We start from the raw sequence: 15,551 nt of genomic DNA on the forward strand, positions 1-15,551 counted from the left end.
TTTAAGGATAAATATGGCGATTAAAGTATTAGTCGTTGATGATTCGAGTTTCTTTCGTCGTCGCGTTAGCGAGATCATCAACTCAGAGGCTCGCCTAGAAGTCATTGATGTAGCAGTAAACGGTAAAGAAGCCGTTGAGAAAGCGAAACAGCTAAGACCTGACGTAATCACGATGGACATTGAAATGCCTGTCATGGACGGCATCACTGCCGTTCGTGAGATCATGGCCGCGTCTCCAACGCCTATTTTGATGTTTTCATCGTTAACGCATGATGGAGCGAGAGCAACGTTAGATGCATTAGATGCAGGTGCTCTCGACTTCCTACCTAAGAAGTTTGAAGACATCGCACGTAACCGCGATGATGCGGTTGCATTGCTTCAACAGCGTGTGATTCAGATTGCTGCAAAGCGTGCGTTTATGCGTCGTGCTCCTATTGCACCGAGAGCGACAGCAACGACTTCAACATCTACGCCATTACGCCAACCGATTTCAACAGCAGCTGCGACTTCGACAGCGAAGCCAGCGGTTGCATCAACGGCAAAATTCAGAGCGTCAGGTAAGAAATATCAATTAACGGCAATTGGTACGTCGACTGGTGGCCCGGTTGCGCTACAGAAGATTTTGACGCGCATCCCTGCTAACTATCCACATCCGATTGTGTTAGTTCAGCATATGCCAGCAACATTCACAGCTGCTTTTGCTAGTCGATTGAACACCTTGTGTAAGATTGAAGTCCGTGAAGCGCAAGACGGTGATGTGTTGAAACCAGGAGTGGCGTATCTTGCTCCGGGTGGTAAACAGATGATGGTTGATGGCCGTGCAGGCTCTGCACGTCTAAGAATTATCGATGGCGGCGACCGAATGAATTACAAGCCTTGTGTAGATGTCACATTTGGCTCTGCAGCGAAGATCTACGGTGACAAAGTGTTGTCTATGATACTGACCGGTATGGGCGCAGATGGTCGAGAAGGTTCGCGTATGTTGAAAACCGCGGGCTCGACGATTTGGGCACAAGACGAAGATAGTTGTGTTGTATATGGTATGCCTCAAGCTGTAGCAAAAGCTGGCATTTCTACTGAAGACCTACCTCTCGACCGCATCGCGGAAAGGATTTTGGTTGAAGTTGGGTTAGCTTAGGTAAATCGAAATGATTGTTTGGAGTGTTGCAAACCAAAAAGGTGGTGTTGGTAAAACGACCACGACCGTGACTCTAGCAGGTTTACTTGCGTTGAAGGGGCACCGTGTTCTGTTGGTTGATACTGACCCACATGCATCACTGACCACCTATCTGGGTTACGACTCAGATACGGTGGAATCGAGCCTGTTTGATTTGTTTCAGTTGCGTGAGTTTAACGCGCAGACAGTAAGACCTTTGCTTTTACAAACGGAAGTTGAAGGTATCGATATTATTCCTGCGCACATGTCTTTGGCCACATTAGACCGTGTAATGGGAAATCGAAGTGGCATGGGGTTGATCTTGAAGCGCGCTTTGGCCGCTTTGAAAGGTGACTATGACTATGTGTTGATCGATTGTCCGCCAATTCTGGGGGTGATGATGGTCAATGCATTGGCTGCTAGTGATCGTATTTTGATTCCGGTACAGACTGAGTTTTTGGCGATGAAGGGCTTAGAGCGCATGATTCGCACTTTGACCATCATGCAGAAGTCTCGCAAAACGCCGTTTAAGGTGACGATTGTCCCGACGATGTACGACAAGCGAACTAAAGCCTCACTGCAAACATTAACGCAGCTCAAAGATGATTATCCAAACCAAGTTTGGACGTCTGCTGTGCCGATAGATACTAAGTTTCGAGATGCGAGCCTAAAACGCCTACCAGCATCTCATTTTGCATCGGGTAGCCGTGGTGTATTTGCTTATAAACAGTTGCTTATTTATCTCGAAAGGTTGGCGATAAATGAGCGCGAATAAAGAATCAGTATTGGCGCAGCCAAGTCTCTCCAGTGAACAAGCACTGGATGATTACTTTACTGCGTTATTAGGCGATGAAAGCTTTGAATCTGATGATTTTTTTGTTGACGAGTCGAGCGACGAATCACAATCTGAAGAGCCAGAGCCAGAGCCAGAGCCAGAGCCAGAGCCAGAGCCAGAGCCAGAGCCAGAGCCAGAGCCAGAGCCAGAGCCAGAGCCAGAGCCAGAGCCAGAGCGCCAATTTTCGAGTCACCACTCAAGCTATGCAGAAATACGCGCGGCTGAGTTTGAGGTTCCTAACCTTGAGGATGTTCAGAAACTACTGAGTCGTTTAGAGGCGACCAATGTTGTTGATGAACTGAACCTTGATGAGTTGATGGATCAGAACACCCAGAAAATCGCACAGCAAGCAGATATGCAAATATTTGATGCCGCGGTTGAATCTGTTCAGGTGTTTGAAGAGCCAGAGATTCAAGATTGGAATCTTCCACAACCTGATTTATCAATTGCTGCAGAGCCACCGGTTGAAACGCAGCAATTTGAAGAGTTACAAGCTGAATCGCTGGAGATGGAACAACTAGAAGTTAAGGCTGTTGAACCTGAACTTGACGTCCCTGAGCCCGAGACAGTTATTGAACCTGAAACTCAAGCAGGAGGTGCTGAACAGTTTACCTCTTGGGAAAGTACGGTTCGCACAGAAGACTTTCAAGTTTTGTATTTTGATGTAAACGGCGTGACCTTTGCGGTGCCACTTGATGAGCTTGGCGGCATCCATCGCCTTGAAGAGTTAAGCCATATCATTGGTAAGCCAGCTTGGTATTTAGGTTTACAAACCAACCGTGATAGTCAGCTAGATGTGGTTGACACCGCAAAATGGGTGATGTCTGAGAAACTATCGGGTGACGAATACAAAGAAAACTATCAATATATAGTGATGCTTGGAGAGAGCTTGTGGGGGCTTGCGGGCACCGAGTTAAAAGGCACCGAGCTACTTAATACAGATAAAGTACGTTGGCGAGAAATGGCAGGGAAACGCCCATGGCTCGCTGGTATGGTAAAAGAAAAAATGTGTGCTTTGATCCATGTTGAAGCATTAATCGCCATGCTAAACGCAGGGCTAGATGTAAAAGCATTAAGCTAGTCATAAGCATTAGGCTAACAATAAGCGTCAAGTTAATAATAGTGGTCGGTAACGACGGCAAGAGGATTATCTATGTCTCATATGAGTGAAGTTGAAGTAAGAAAAGATCCAACCAATGATGAAGTACTTCAATGGGTGACATTCCAGCTAGAAGAAGAAACTTACGGCATCAATGTAATGCAAGTACGTGAAGTACTGCGTTACAGTGAAATTGCTCCTGTACCGGGTGCTCCAGACTACGTTCTAGGTATTATCAACCTGCGTGGTAATGTTGTTACTGTTATCGACACTCGTTCTCGCTTTGGTTTGATGCAAGGTGAAATCACAGATAACACTCGTATCATCGTTATTGAATCTGAGCGTCAAGTTATTGGCATTCTAGTAGATAGCGTTGCTGAAGTGGTTTACCTACGTTCTTCTGAAATCGACACAACGCCAAGTGTTGGCACTGACGAAAGTGCTAAGTTCATTCAAGGTGTCAGTAACCGTGATGGCAAGCTGCTTATCTTAGTAGATCTAAACAAACTACTAAGCGAAGACGAATGGGATGAGATGGCTCACCTGTAATGTTTGAAGCGCTTCCTTTAACCCCTGTTGCTCTGATATCAGGCGTTGGGGTTTTTACGTTATTCATCGTGATTTTGATTAGCAAAGTAAAACGTGCGATTCAAAAGCAGCTCGATCAGTCACGTCTGCAAGTTCGTAATTTGGACAAAGAGCTTCAAAAATCGAGTAAGCAATTACTTGAGGTTCGCTCGGTTGTGGTTGGCCTGGGCCAAAAAGTTACTGAACAGCAAGATCTGATAAAGCACTTGAATGAGCGTATTGTTGAGTTGGAACATGCTGACACTGATGGCCGCTTGTACACACGTGCAACGAAAATGGTTCAGCTTGGTGCCGGGATAAACGAACTGATTGAAGAGTGTGAACTACCTAAAGCGGAAGCTGAGCTAATGATGTCTCTACAGAATAAGCTCGCGGGTAAGGAGAAAATCCCTTCGTTGAGAAGTAACCCTTCATCGTACGATGATCAACCCGATGCCTCTCGCGATCGCAGAGACCCGTCTCGACGTCGTTAAATTGAGCGCTTAATTCGTATTGAACAATTGATGTTTATTACGTATTCCTTTTAAAAGAAGCTTCGGCTTCTTTTTTTATGCCTGTTCTATCTATATAGAACGATGTTTATAAGTGCTTGTATCTAAGGCAATATCTTGTTTGTTGATGAAAATGTGTAAATTGTGATGCGGTGGTAACAGTTTCTTACCGACTTTGTTCTATCGAAAACGCCTAGTCCTGTTTTGTCACCATGTTGGTGTGCTACTATAGCCCTCTCATTACTCGACTAAATTTACCTATGCTAGAAGTCTCAAATTTAACTGCTATTCGTGACGACAGGGTTCTATTTGAATCGTTGTCTTTTCAATTGAAACCAGGTGAACTGGTTCAGGTTGAAGGTCGTAACGGTACCGGGAAAACGACACTCCTTAGGATTATTACTGGCTTAGGTGATCGCGATGACGGCACTATCTCTTGGGATGGTGAGTCTATCGAATCGAGTCGAGACGTGTATCATCAAAATTTGCTTTTTCTTGGTCACCAAACTGGTGTGAAGCGCGAGCTAAGTGCCTATGAGAACCTGAGTTTCTATCAGTCGATTCACAGTGGTGGTACGAGCAAAGAAGAGCTTTACCACGCGTTGGCTCAAGTCGGGCTTGCGGGCAGAGAAGACGTACCTGCGGGGCAACTTTCAGCGGGGCAACAGCGCCGAGTCGCATTGGCTCGTCTTTGGTTGAGTAAGCAAATGTTGTGGATTCTCGATGAACCGCTGACTGCGATTGATAAGCAGGGCGTGAAAGTTCTCGAATCTCTTTTTTCTCAGCATGCAGACAACGGTGGCATTGTGTTATTAACCACGCACCAAGATATGTTTGCTGATAGCCCGAAACTAAGAAAAATAAAGTTGGGTGAGTAATATGATCTCTTCTATGACCACGATTATCCGACGTGAGCTGCTTATCGCATTCCGACGTCAAGCGGATATCTTTAACCCTCTGTGGTTCTTCATCATTGTTATCACGCTTTTCCCTTTAAGTATCGGCCCTGAGCCAAACCTACTTGCACGTATTGCTGCGGGTATTGTTTGGGTGGCCGCTTTGCTCTCGGCATTGCTCTCTTTAGAGCGCCTTTTCCGCGATGATTTTCAAGATGGTGCCCTTGAGCAGATGATGCTGATGCCCATCCCGTTGCAGTTGGTAGTCTTGTCCAAGGTCATAGCACACTGGTTGTTGACCGGGTTACCATTGATTTTAATTAGCCCATTGTTAGCTGTTTTGTTGTCTTTAGATTTTGATACATGGCTCTCAGTTGTGTTGACCTTGCTGGTAGGTACACCCGCATTGAGCTTTATTGGTGCGATTGGTGTTGCGTTGACCGTTGGGTTACAGAAGGGCGGAGTCCTATTAAGCCTGTTAATTCTGCCGCTTTACATCCCCATTTTGATTTTCGCGACGTCAGCTATTGACGCTGCGGCATTGGGCGTTGCATACAACGGTCAGTTGGCGGTGCTTGGGGCGATGTTAATGGGGGCGATGACTCTGACACCTTTTGCGATCAGTGCCGCACTTAGAGTGAGTGTGAACTGATAAGGGTTCCGTTATCGTATAGCTAATGTGAACCAAACGTGTCGATTGGACTCATAGAGTCAGTAAAACTGAAAGCAAGACAAATAAAATTATTATAATTATAGCTTTAATAGCTGTAAGCAATATGAAGTAAGAGTGAGATTACAACATGTGGAAATGGCTCCATCCCTATGCCAAAGCAGAAACCTCTTATCAGCTTGCTGGTAAACTTTTGCCATGGTTTTCGATCCTAGCGCTATTGTGTCTATCCGTCGGTACCGTGTGGGGGCTTGCATTTGCGCCTTCAGATTACCAACAAGGTGATAGTTTCCGAATCATCTACATCCATGTTCCGTCTGCCATCTGGTCGATGGGCGTTTACATGTCGATGGCGATTGCTGCCTTTATCGGTTTGGTATGGCAGGTGAGACTATCTGATATGGCCGCATTGGCGATGGCGCCGATTGGTGCTGTATTTACCTTCATTGCACTGCTAACCGGTGCGGTTTGGGGTAAACCAATGTGGGGTGCTTGGTGGGTTTGGGATGCACGTTTAACCTCAGAGCTGATTCTTCTATTCTTATACTTGGGTGTGATTGCACTTCACCACGCATTTGATGACCAAAAAACAGCCGCTAAAGCAGCAGGCATTTTGGCAATCGTTGGTGTCATCAACCTACCTATCATTCACTTTTCCGTAGAGTGGTGGAACACACTTCACCAAGGCGCGACGATCACTAAATTCGACAAGCCTTCTATATCAAGTGACATGCTATGGCCGCTTCTTCTTAACATCTTCGGCTTCGCCTTTTTCTTTGGTGCTGTGACTATGGTTCGTTTCCGTAACGAAATCATCAGTAAAGAGAGTCACCGTCCATGGGTTCGCAAGCTTGCGGCCGAAAAAGCGTAGTAGGGTAGGTAATTATGTATTTTGAATCTTTGAGTGATTTCTTTGCCATGGGGGGCTACGCCTCATATGTATGGAGTGCATTTGGAATCACATTTCTCGCGATGATCATTTTACTGGTCGTAAGCGTTCGTCGTGGTAAGCAATTACTAAATGAAGTACAAGCTAAGATTGATCGTCAGGCTCGTATCGATGCAGCAAAAAATATGGAGAACACTCTATGAACCCAAGACGTAAAAAGAGGCTGGGCATTGTCTTAGCGATCTTTTTTGGTATCAGTGCGACTGTTGGATTGATGGTTTACGCACTTAACCAGAACATGGATCTGTTCTACACACCAACTGAGCTGGTCAACGGCAAAGATGGTAAAAAACCTGAAGTTGGTCAACGCCTACGTATTGGTGGCATGGTCGTAGTCGGCTCTGTAAGCCGTGACAATGAATCACTACGTGTAAGCTTTGATTTGCAAGATGTAGGCCCTAAAGTAACGATTCTATACGATGGCATCCTTCCTGATCTTTTCCGTGAAGGCCAAGGTATTGTTGCTCAGGGTGTGCTTAAAAATGCAACGACAATCGAAGCGTTTGAGGTGTTGGCAAAGCACGATGAAGAGTACATGCCTTCTGAAGTTGCGGAAGCAATGAAGAAAACCCATGAGCCTTTGCAATACACGACTGAACAAAAAGAAGGAAATGCTCAATGATAGCCGAGATCGGCCATTTTGCGATGATCCTGTCCTTGGGACTTGCATTGCTGCTAAGCGTGCTCCCATTGTATGGAGCCGCTCGAAATAACACATTATTGATGAACAGCGCACGACCGTTGTCGTGGGGTATGTTCGGATTCTTAGCGATTTCGTTCTTTATCTTGTGTTACGCGTTCTACACCAATGATTTTACGATTCAATACGTAGCAAGTAACTCGAATAGCCAACTGCCTTGGTACTACCGAATTACGGCGGTTTGGGGCGCTCATGAAGGTTCATTACTGCTTTGGGTTCTTATCCAAGCGGGTTGGACAGTTGCAGTAGCGACGTTTAGCCGTGGTATGCCTCAAGAGTCTGTGGCTCGCGTACTGGCTATCATGGGTTTGATTACTGTCGGCTTCTTGCTGTTCATTATCGTAACGTCTAACCCGTTCCTACGTACATTGCCTTTCTTCCCTGTAGATGGCCGTGACTTGAACCCACTACTGCAAGATCCGGGTTTGATTATTCACCCGCCAATGCTTTACATGGGTTATGTAGGTTTCTCGGTAGCGTTCTCTTTCGCCATCGCTTCTCTAATGAGTGGTCGTTTAGATACGGCATGGGCTCGTTGGTCGCGTCCTTGGACAATCGCAGCTTGGTTATTCCTAACAGTAGGTATCGCACTAGGCTCTTGGTGGGCTTACTACGAACTTGGCTGGGGTGGCTGGTGGTTCTGGGATCCAGTAGAAAACGCTTCATTCATGCCTTGGTTGGCTGGTACTGCGCTGATGCACTCACTAGCGGTAACAGAAAAGCGTGGCACATTTAAAGCTTGGACAGTATTGCTGGCTATCTCTGCATTCTCGCTAAGCTTACTAGGTACATTCTTAGTTCGTTCAGGCATCTTGGTATCGGTTCACGCGTTTGCGTCGGATCCTGCTCGCGGTATGTTTATCCTAGGTTTCCTAGTCTTCGTTATCGGTGGTTCACTGCTGTTGTTTGCTGTTAAAGGCGCATCGGTTCGTGTTCGTGGTAACTTCGATCTGGTTTCTCGTGAAAACGCACTGCTTGGCAACAACATCTTATTGATTGCAGCCCTAGTGGTTGTGTTAGTAGGTACGTTATTACCACTAGTTCACAAACAGTTAGGCTTGGGATCGGTATCTATCGGTGCTCCATTCTTTGACATGCTGTTCTTTTGGTTAATGATTCCGTTCTCGTTCTTGCTTGGTATCGGTCCTCTGATCCGCTGGAAACGTGACAACCTGTCTAAGCTTGTTAAACCAATGCTGATTTCAGGTGCATTCTCACTGGGCTTGAGTGCGCTAATGGTTGCTCTATTGGCTGACCGCTTCAGTGGTACTGCGTTTGCTGGCTGGGTAATGGCATTCTGGATCATCTTCATGCACGGCTTTGAGCTGCATGAACGTGCGACTCACCGTCATACGTTTATGAAAGGTCTAACTAAGTTGCCTCGTAGTCACTGGGCGATGGTGTGTGGTCACATCGGTTTAGCTGTGACAGTGATTGGTATCGCGATGGTGCAAAACTACAGCATCGAACGCGATGTTCGTCTGGCACCTGGTGAAAGCTACCAGCTTGAAGAATACAGCTTCCTGTTTACAGGGGTTCGTGACAAAGATGGTCCTAACTACGATGGTTACATTGCTGACTTTGAAATTACTAAAGAAGGCAAATACATCAACACGCTTCACGCTGAAAAACGTTTCTACACCACCGCTAAGTCTATGATGACGGAAGCAGCGATTGACCGTGGTGTAACGCGCGATCTTTACATCGCAATGGGTGAACGTTTAGACGACAACAAATCTTGGGCTGTACGTATCTACTACAAACCATTTGTACGTTGGATCTGGGCAGGCTCTTTGATCATGTCGATTGGTGGCGCTATTGCTATCAGTGACCGTCGTTACCGTTTCCGTAAGCCAACAAAAAAGTCGGCTGAAGAGCAGGAGGCTTAATCCGAATGAACAAGAAGGTTTTATTCATTCCATTGATTGCGTTCATGGTTCTAGCTGGAATCTTTGCAACGCAATTAATGCGCAACCAGTCGGGCGATGACCCAACTAAGCTTGAATCCGTATTGATTGGTAAGCCTGTGCCTGAGTTTGACCTAGAAGATCTAGAGCAACCAGGTAAGCTGCATGATCAAGCTATCTTTAAAGGTGAGCCGCTGCTTCTTAACGTATGGGCGACTTGGTGTCCTACTTGTTATGCAGAGCACTCTTACCTGAACAAACTTGCTGGTCAAGGGGTTAAGATCATTGGTCTTAATTACAAAGATGATCGCAATAAAGCGGTTGGTTGGTTAAAAGAACTGGGTAACCCGTACCTAATCAGCCTGTTTGATGGTAATGGCATGCTAGGTCTTGACCTTGGTGTGTATGGCGCTCCTGAAACTTTCCTAATTGATGCTAACGGTGTGGTTCGTTACCGCCATGTTGGCGATGTGAACCCGACCAACTGGGCATCGACGCTTGAGCCGATGTATCAAGAGTTGTTGGAGGAATCGAAATGATTAGAAAGGCATTGATTACTCTATTTACTACGTTCGCAATCTCAGCGACGGTTTCTGCTGCACCTATCGAATTTCATGAATTTGATACCGTAGATCAAGAGCAGCAGTTCAAAGAGCTAAGCAATACATTGCGTTGCCCTAAATGTCAGAACAACACGATTGGTGATTCGAACGCTGAGTTAGCGGTCGACTTACGTCAAAAAGTGTACGAGATGACAAAAGACGGTAAGTCGAAGCAAGATATCATTGATTACATGATTGCTCGCTACGGTAACTTTGTGACTTACAATCCACCACTGACACTAGCAACATCGATCCTTTGGATTGGTCCGTTTGCGGTGGTTGTGTTTGGATTTGGTTTGATCATTTTGCGAAGCAGAAAGTCAAAATCGAAAGCGGCAGTAGAGTCAGATAAAGACTGGGATGCAGACAAAGAAGCTCGCTTAAAAGCGTTACTCGATGAAGAGAACGACGGAGATAAGAAGTAATGACTCTATTTTGGATTTCTACCATTATCCTTTCGCTAGCGGCAATTTTCTTAATTGTTCTGCCTTTCATTAACAAGAAGGCAAACAATGACGAAATGCTTCGCGACGAGTTGAACAAAGCATTCTATAAAGACCGTCTTGTCGAGTTAGAAGTAGAAGCAGAGGAAGGTCTTGTTGATAACCAACAAGAACTGATCGCTGATTTGAAACAGTCGCTACTTGATGATGTTCCTGCACAAGAAGAGATGAAGAAGACTCAAATTTCAACGGTCGGTGTGGTTGTACCGTCGATCATCCTTGTCGTCGTTGTGACTTATGGTATGTACTTTAAGTTCGGTGCGTTGGACAAAGTTCAACACTGGCAAGAAGTGAGCTCGAACCTTCCTGAATTGTCTAAAAAGCTAATGTCATCGGAAGGTGGTGCACTAACGGATGATGAACTTGAAGATTTGACTCTAGCGCTTCGTACTCGCCTACATTACCAACCAAAAGATTCAACAGGCTGGTTGCTACTCGGTCGTATTGCACTGGCTAACCGCGACGCTGAAACAGCAAAAGATTCAATGGAACGAGCTTACAAGCTTGAACCTAAGAATGAAGATGTTCAGTTAGGTTTCGCACAAGCGCTGATGCTTTCACCGGATGAAGCTGATCAAAACCAAGCTCGTTTGATTTTGAGCCGTTTGATTCAAAACGATTACGTTGACCTTCGTGTGTTCTCACTGCTTGCGTTTGATGCGTTTGAGCGTCAAGACTACCCAGGTGCTGTGAAGTACTGGAGCATCATGCAACAGATGATTGGTCCACAAGACAGTCGCTATGAAATGCTTTCGCGCAGTATTGAAAGTGCTCAGAAGAAAATGGGCGACAATATGGGTGTCGACCAAGGTAAGACTGTTGCTGTAACGCTCGATCTATCTGCAGACGTGAATGCTGACCCTAACTCAGTGTTAATTGTTTCAGTACACAGAGCAGATGGTTCTCCAATGCCTATCGCAGCCGCTCGTTACCCACTAGGGACTTTCCCTCGTACGGTTGTGCTAGATGACGGCAACAGCATGCTGGAAGGACAAGAGCTGTCTAGCCTTGAAACTCTGATGGTTAGAGCTAGGCTTGATACAGATCGCAACGTTTCAACTCGCGAAGGCGATTGGTACGGTGAAAGTGAAGTGGTTGAATTGGGCGCTCCAGTCACCATCAATATCAATAAGCAATATTAATCATCACTTTGCATAGGTGTTAGCTATTCCGATTTATCGATAAACGGTATAGACTTAGCCAAACAATTGAGGCCAGCGATTGCTGGCCTTTTTTATTATTTGAATTCCTTATGGAAAAGGTGATATGTCTGTCAGTGTTTTAAGACTCTCGAGTTTACTTTTTATCGCAAGCTTAACGGCTGGGTGTTCAAGTGCGCCGGACGAAAGTGTCAGCGATGATAACCTCGAAACCTCTGAATACGTCGAAGAGTCCCACCCGAATGATCCTTTTGAAGGCTTCAACCGAGCGATGTGGGATATCAACTACGAATATCTAGATCCTTATTTAGTTCGTCCTGTTTCCCTCGCTTATGTTGACTACACACCTGTGCCAGTGCGCTCTGGTATATCCAATTTTCTAGCCAACTTAGACGAACCATCAAGCATGGTGAATAACCTTATTATGGGTAATGGCGAGAAAGCTCTCGACCATTTCAATCGTTTTTGGATTAACTCAACGATTGGTTTGTTAGGCTTAATCGATATTGCCAGCGAGGCAGGGATCACCAAGTACGATGATAAGTCGTTTTCTGATGCGATTGGTCATTACGGGGTAGGGAATGGTCCGTACTTCATGGTGCCGGGTTATGGCCCATTAACCACACGTGAAGTGACTGAAACTGTCGATGGATTATATGTCCCTCTGTCGTTTCTGAACTTTTGGGCGAGTCTAGGCAAATGGGCATTTGAAGGCATGGAAACACGTGCTCAATTAGTGTCACAAGAAGCGCTGTTGGATGATTCTCCAGATCCATACGCATTAACGCGTGATGTATATATTCAACGCCGTGACTTTAAAGCCGAGATCGAGCCTGAAGAGGTCGACCTTGAAGAAGAAGATTTGATCGATGGTTATCTAGAAGATTACTAGAAACATGATTTAGAAAATCGATAAAAGAAAGGCTCGATGTTGATGCAACATCGAGCCTTTTTAATGCTTTCTACTTTTAGGGAGGTAGATCAGAAGCGGTAGTTAGCTTGTATACCTACTAGCCAGATGCTACCTGTTACTTCACCTTCGAAGCTGCCACCAAATAAATCTGCTGCAGCATCGGTTTCATGCATTTTAGCGTCTTTCGCTAGGATGTAAGTGAAACCAGCATCTAGAGTTAGCTGCTCAGACCATTGGTAGCCTGCACCAATGCTCAGCCAAGTACGATCTGTTTCTGGGATAGTCGCAGTGCGGTGCTCTTCGCTTACTGCCGAAGTGTCGTAAGCAATACCAGAACGCAGAGCCAGTTTTGGTGTCATTTGGTAAGTCGTACCAATTGCAAAGCGGTAGTTGTCTTCCCAGTTCTCTTGCTTGATCTCAACGCTGTTTTCACCAGGGAAATCCGCTACAAGTTCTTTAAAGCTGCTCCAGTTTGTCCAGTTAACACTCGCGTGAACTGCAACTTTTTCTGTTAGCTGGTGGAAGCTCGCAAGTTCTGCTGTTGCTGGAAGTGCAAGGTCCATTGAACCATTTTTGTGCGCCGCCGGGTTTGCTTGGTTGAAACCAAAGCCTTGTGCATAACCTTCTAGAGTTAGATCAACTTCTGACTTGTAAGTAAAGCCAAGGCGGTTGTTTTCATTAATCTGCCACGCTGTGCCAATTTGCCAGCCCCATGCAGTGTCATCACCTTCCATATATTTTAAAGGAGTACCTGCTGGTAATGGAACAAGCGAGTTTGCTGTAGATACTGCACCAAAGCTACCTTCAGCCATAATGTAACGAATGCCACCACCAAGAGAAACACTCTCCAGTAATTGGTATGCAGCATTAAGGTTTAGCTCCATTGTAGTAACACTTGCTTCGTTACCATGGTTAGCGCCACCAAAGTCTTTCCCTAGGTCTGTTTCCATACCGTAGTTGGTACCAGCAGCAAAACCTAAAGCAAATTTTTCGTTGTACTTATGAGAAACGTAAAAGTTTGGGATAACTGCACTGTGTGCAAAATCACTAGAATTTGATGAAGTTGTTTTGCCCATCATAGACGTAGAAGTACCGTCGATATCGATGTTCGGGTCAACATAGATAGCACCAACAGAAACCTGAGTGCCTTCTAGATAAGTCAGCATGGCAGGGTTACGCCATTGTGCGTCTGCACCATCAGCCATTGCAGCTTCACCCGCGTATGCACGGCCTAGGCCTGTTGCTGAGTATTCTGCTAGCTGAAAACCTGCCGCTTGAGTCACGGTAGAAGTCGAAAGTAGTCCAACTGCCACTGCAGCAGATAGAAGAGTCTTATTTATTTTCATTATTATGTTCGCTGAATCATAAGTATTTAGTGGCGTGATTCTACTTTTAGAGTCATTACTTTAAAAATGAAATTCGAATAAAACAGTGTTTTAGGGATTTAATGAGTAAATGTGTTTAATTATTAGAGAAATAATCTAAATGTTTCGGCTGTGTTGCGAAGTTTGAGCGTACACTTGTAGTCATATATTGGTCTTGCAGGCTACAGCTGTAAGCTTAAATTGATGCGGGTCAGTGACTTAGGCAATAAAAAAGGGTCGCATAAAGCGACCCTTTGGGGATTACTTACTAGCTTATATTAGAAGCTGTAGCTGTATTGGATACCAGCTAAGATAGCGTCTGCGTGAGTAGTTGCTGTTAGTGCACCGTCACCTTCAGTCACATCTACATCTTCACCTAGTAGGTATGTAAAGCCGAAGTCAACAGTATGCTGCTGTTGGAATGCGTATGTGAAACCTGCAGAGAACCATTGACGGTCAGAATCAGGAACAGAAATCGAAGTTACTTTATCTTGAGCTGCAGTGTCATACATGTAACCAGCGCGCAGAGTCCAAGCATCGTTCAGGAAGTAAGTACCACCGATTGCGTAGTGCCAACCGTCTTGCCATTGGTAGTTACCAATTTCTTGCTTACCAGCAACAGAGTCTGCTTCTAGAGTGTCAAATGTGTTCCAGCCAATCCACTGAACAGAGTAGTGAACTGCAAAGTTAGTGTCTTTAATCTCATGGTAACCAGAGAATTCAGCCATGCTTGGTAACGATAGGTATAACGTATCTAGTGGAAGTGCCCCACCTAAAGTCATGTCGCCATCTGCTTCAATTTCAGGGCTGTAATGGTAAGAAAGGCCAAAGCGGTTTGCTGAATCAAGTTCATATACCGCGCCGATGTTCCAACCAACACCAACACCATCCGCGTCAATTGATGCTAGGTTAGATGTGCTCGTTTCGCCTGTTAAAGGATTCGTCGTTGTTAAATTACGTTCAAGCTTACCACTACCTTGAACAATATCTAAACCAGCACCAACAGAAAACTGTTCGTTAACACGGTATGAAGCTGATAGCGCGTAGTTGATGCTTTTAATTTCAGTCGTTCCACCAAATGCTGACACACCTGTGTGTGCACCGCCTAAAGCGCTGCTTGAACCAAAGCTGCTATCAAAATTATTAGTTGTACCAAAGTTTGAGTAGATACCAGCACCAAATGCCCATTGGTCATTTAATCGGTGGATATAGTAGATATTAGGAACCGGAGTACCACTGCTATTATTTGCGCTATCAACAGGCACTGTACCGCCTGCTTTTACGTTTGTAACATCGATGTCAGTCTCGATGTAGTTTATACCAGCAGAAAACTGAGATGAATCAAACAGAGCCATTGCTGCTGAGTTACGAGCCATAACAGAAGCGTTATCTGCGATTACTGCATCACCAGCAAATGCTCGGCCAAGGCCGGTAGCTGATTGTGAGTTAAGTTGGAAACCTGCTGCCATCGCTTGCGAAGACGCCAGTGTAATTGTTACTGCTAAAAGAGACTTTTTAAACAGACGCGTGTTGTTGGTAGTCATTCATTTATTCCTTTATATATCCGCCTCTACAGGGCGATTAATTTGAGCAATTGCTCAATGGTGGCTGATCCTATTCGCAAGTATACGATATACAAATCCGACCATTGGAAATTTTGAGTGGAAAATTATGGAAATGACGCCTATCTGGCACGAAAATGGTGCGAAATGCTGTTT

Annotated in this window: 17 protein-coding genes; 15 read left to right on the forward strand and 2 right to left on the reverse strand. The window is 45.2% G+C overall.

Annotated features, from left to right (window positions below; translation table 11 throughout):
* Positions 1-13: 13 nt before the first annotated feature.
* The 15 genes from BCU34_RS02690 (at position 14) to BCU34_RS02760 (ending at position 12,448) form a co-directional block, all read left to right on the forward strand.
* The gene (locus BCU34_RS02690; protein ID WP_048616090.1) at positions 14-1,138 is read left to right on the forward strand and encodes a protein-glutamate methylesterase/protein-glutamine glutaminase; all 1,125 of its coding nucleotides are present in this window, start codon (positions 14-16) and stop codon (positions 1,136-1,138) included.
* A gap of 10 nt (positions 1,139-1,148) precedes the next feature.
* Positions 1,149-1,931 carry a ParA family protein gene (locus tag BCU34_RS02695; protein ID WP_048661505.1) on the forward strand — a complete coding sequence of 261 codons (783 nt, stop codon included), beginning with the start codon at positions 1,149-1,151 and terminating at the stop codon, positions 1,929-1,931.
* Entirely contained in the window at positions 1,918-3,072 is a 1,155-nt protein-coding gene (locus tag BCU34_RS02700) for a chemotaxis protein CheW (RefSeq protein WP_413286260.1), read from the forward strand. The genes BCU34_RS02695 and BCU34_RS02700 overlap by 14 nt, the downstream gene beginning before the upstream one ends.
* A gap of 72 nt (positions 3,073-3,144) precedes the next feature.
* Positions 3,145-3,639 carry a chemotaxis protein CheW gene (locus BCU34_RS02705; RefSeq protein ID WP_017056895.1) on the forward strand — a complete coding sequence of 165 codons (495 nt, stop codon included), beginning with the start codon at positions 3,145-3,147 and terminating at the stop codon, positions 3,637-3,639.
* On the forward strand, positions 3,639-4,151 hold the full coding sequence (locus tag BCU34_RS02710; RefSeq protein ID WP_048668497.1) for a DUF2802 domain-containing protein: 513 nt from the start codon (positions 3,639-3,641) through the stop codon (positions 4,149-4,151). The genes BCU34_RS02705 and BCU34_RS02710 overlap by 1 nt, the downstream gene beginning before the upstream one ends.
* A 278-nt stretch (positions 4,152-4,429) precedes the next feature.
* Positions 4,430-5,047 (forward strand): cytochrome c biogenesis heme-transporting ATPase CcmA, encoded by a 618-nt coding sequence (gene ccmA / locus BCU34_RS02715; RefSeq protein WP_048607846.1) that lies wholly within the window; start codon positions 4,430-4,432, stop codon positions 5,045-5,047.
* A 1-nt stretch (position 5,048) separates the two neighbouring features.
* Positions 5,049-5,717, forward strand: coding sequence for a heme exporter protein CcmB (gene ccmB / locus BCU34_RS02720; protein WP_004736228.1), 669 nt, complete (start codon positions 5,049-5,051; stop codon positions 5,715-5,717).
* 148 nt (positions 5,718-5,865) lie between these two features.
* Positions 5,866-6,606 carry a heme ABC transporter permease gene (locus tag BCU34_RS02725; RefSeq protein ID WP_017064107.1) on the forward strand — a complete coding sequence of 247 codons (741 nt, stop codon included), beginning with the start codon at positions 5,866-5,868 and terminating at the stop codon, positions 6,604-6,606.
* Positions 6,607-6,620: 14 nt separating this feature from the next.
* Positions 6,621-6,827, forward strand: coding sequence for a heme exporter protein CcmD (ccmD, locus tag BCU34_RS02730; RefSeq protein ID WP_009848525.1), 207 nt, complete (start codon positions 6,621-6,623; stop codon positions 6,825-6,827).
* Positions 6,824-7,306, forward strand: coding sequence for a cytochrome c maturation protein CcmE (ccmE, locus tag BCU34_RS02735; protein WP_017064106.1), 483 nt, complete (start codon positions 6,824-6,826; stop codon positions 7,304-7,306). Before ccmD ends, ccmE begins: the two co-directional genes overlap by 4 nt.
* Positions 7,303-9,273 (forward strand): heme lyase CcmF/NrfE family subunit, encoded by a 1,971-nt coding sequence (locus BCU34_RS02740; RefSeq protein WP_048661502.1) that lies wholly within the window; start codon positions 7,303-7,305, stop codon positions 9,271-9,273. Before ccmE ends, BCU34_RS02740 begins: the two co-directional genes overlap by 4 nt.
* A gap of 5 nt (positions 9,274-9,278) precedes the next feature.
* Complete coding sequence (locus BCU34_RS02745; RefSeq protein WP_102479681.1) at positions 9,279-9,830, forward strand: DsbE family thiol:disulfide interchange protein; 552 nt, start codon at positions 9,279-9,281, stop codon at positions 9,828-9,830.
* Positions 9,827-10,318, forward strand: coding sequence for a cytochrome c-type biogenesis protein (locus tag BCU34_RS02750; protein ID WP_057622892.1), 492 nt, complete (start codon positions 9,827-9,829; stop codon positions 10,316-10,318). The genes BCU34_RS02745 and BCU34_RS02750 overlap by 4 nt, the downstream gene beginning before the upstream one ends.
* Positions 10,318-11,538, forward strand: coding sequence for a c-type cytochrome biogenesis protein CcmI (gene ccmI, locus BCU34_RS02755; protein WP_102478298.1), 1,221 nt, complete (start codon positions 10,318-10,320; stop codon positions 11,536-11,538). The genes BCU34_RS02750 and ccmI overlap by 1 nt, the downstream gene beginning before the upstream one ends.
* A 124-nt stretch (positions 11,539-11,662) precedes the next feature.
* A complete protein-coding gene (locus tag BCU34_RS02760; protein ID WP_048668495.1) occupies positions 11,663-12,448 on the forward strand; it encodes a VacJ family lipoprotein in 786 nt (261 codons plus the stop codon).
* An 89-nt stretch (positions 12,449-12,537) separates the two neighbouring features.
* Here the strand turns inward: BCU34_RS02760 and BCU34_RS02765 are convergent, their stop codons facing one another.
* Together BCU34_RS02765 and BCU34_RS02770 are read right to left on the reverse strand one after the other, a co-directional pair.
* The gene (locus BCU34_RS02765; protein WP_102478299.1) at positions 12,538-13,815 is read right to left on the reverse strand and encodes an outer membrane protein transport protein; all 1,278 of its coding nucleotides are present in this window, start codon (positions 13,813-13,815) and stop codon (positions 12,538-12,540) included.
* Between the two features lie 296 nt (positions 13,816-14,111).
* Positions 14,112-15,377, reverse strand: coding sequence for an outer membrane protein transport protein (locus BCU34_RS02770; protein WP_102479521.1), 1,266 nt, complete (start codon positions 15,375-15,377; stop codon positions 14,112-14,114).
* Positions 15,378-15,551 lie beyond the last annotated feature (174 nt).

It is taken from the genome of Vibrio sp. 10N.286.45.E10, assembly GCF_002874195.2.
Taxonomy (GTDB): domain Bacteria; phylum Pseudomonadota; class Gammaproteobacteria; order Enterobacterales; family Vibrionaceae; genus Vibrio; species Vibrio crassostreae.

Coding starts and splice junctions, on each gene's coding strand:
- ccmE (WP_017064106.1), top strand. CDS start 6,824: ATGAACCCAAGACGTAAAAAGAGGCTGGGCATTGTCTTAGCGATCTTT.
- BCU34_RS02770 (WP_102479521.1), bottom strand. CDS start 15,377: ATGACTACCAACAACACGCGTCTGTTTAAAAAGTCTCTTTTAGCAGTA.
- BCU34_RS02705 (WP_017056895.1), top strand. CDS start 3,145: ATGTCTCATATGAGTGAAGTTGAAGTAAGAAAAGATCCAACCAATGAT.
- ccmB (WP_004736228.1), top strand. CDS start 5,049: ATGATCTCTTCTATGACCACGATTATCCGACGTGAGCTGCTTATCGCA.
- BCU34_RS02765 (WP_102478299.1), bottom strand. CDS start 13,815: ATGAAAATAAATAAGACTCTTCTATCTGCTGCAGTGGCAGTTGGACTA.
- BCU34_RS02690 (WP_048616090.1), top strand. CDS start 14: ATGGCGATTAAAGTATTAGTCGTTGATGATTCGAGTTTCTTTCGTCGT.
- ccmD (WP_009848525.1), top strand. CDS start 6,621: ATGTATTTTGAATCTTTGAGTGATTTCTTTGCCATGGGGGGCTACGCC.
- BCU34_RS02750 (WP_057622892.1), top strand. CDS start 9,827: ATGATTAGAAAGGCATTGATTACTCTATTTACTACGTTCGCAATCTCA.
- ccmA (WP_048607846.1), top strand. CDS start 4,430: ATGCTAGAAGTCTCAAATTTAACTGCTATTCGTGACGACAGGGTTCTA.
- BCU34_RS02710 (WP_048668497.1), top strand. CDS start 3,639: ATGTTTGAAGCGCTTCCTTTAACCCCTGTTGCTCTGATATCAGGCGTT.
- BCU34_RS02745 (WP_102479681.1), top strand. CDS start 9,279: ATGAACAAGAAGGTTTTATTCATTCCATTGATTGCGTTCATGGTTCTA.
- BCU34_RS02695 (WP_048661505.1), top strand. CDS start 1,149: ATGATTGTTTGGAGTGTTGCAAACCAAAAAGGTGGTGTTGGTAAAACG.
- BCU34_RS02740 (WP_048661502.1), top strand. CDS start 7,303: ATGATAGCCGAGATCGGCCATTTTGCGATGATCCTGTCCTTGGGACTT.
- ccmI (WP_102478298.1), top strand. CDS start 10,318: ATGACTCTATTTTGGATTTCTACCATTATCCTTTCGCTAGCGGCAATT.
- BCU34_RS02725 (WP_017064107.1), top strand. CDS start 5,866: ATGTGGAAATGGCTCCATCCCTATGCCAAAGCAGAAACCTCTTATCAG.
- BCU34_RS02760 (WP_048668495.1), top strand. CDS start 11,663: ATGTCTGTCAGTGTTTTAAGACTCTCGAGTTTACTTTTTATCGCAAGC.
- BCU34_RS02700 (WP_413286260.1), top strand. CDS start 1,918: ATGAGCGCGAATAAAGAATCAGTATTGGCGCAGCCAAGTCTCTCCAGT.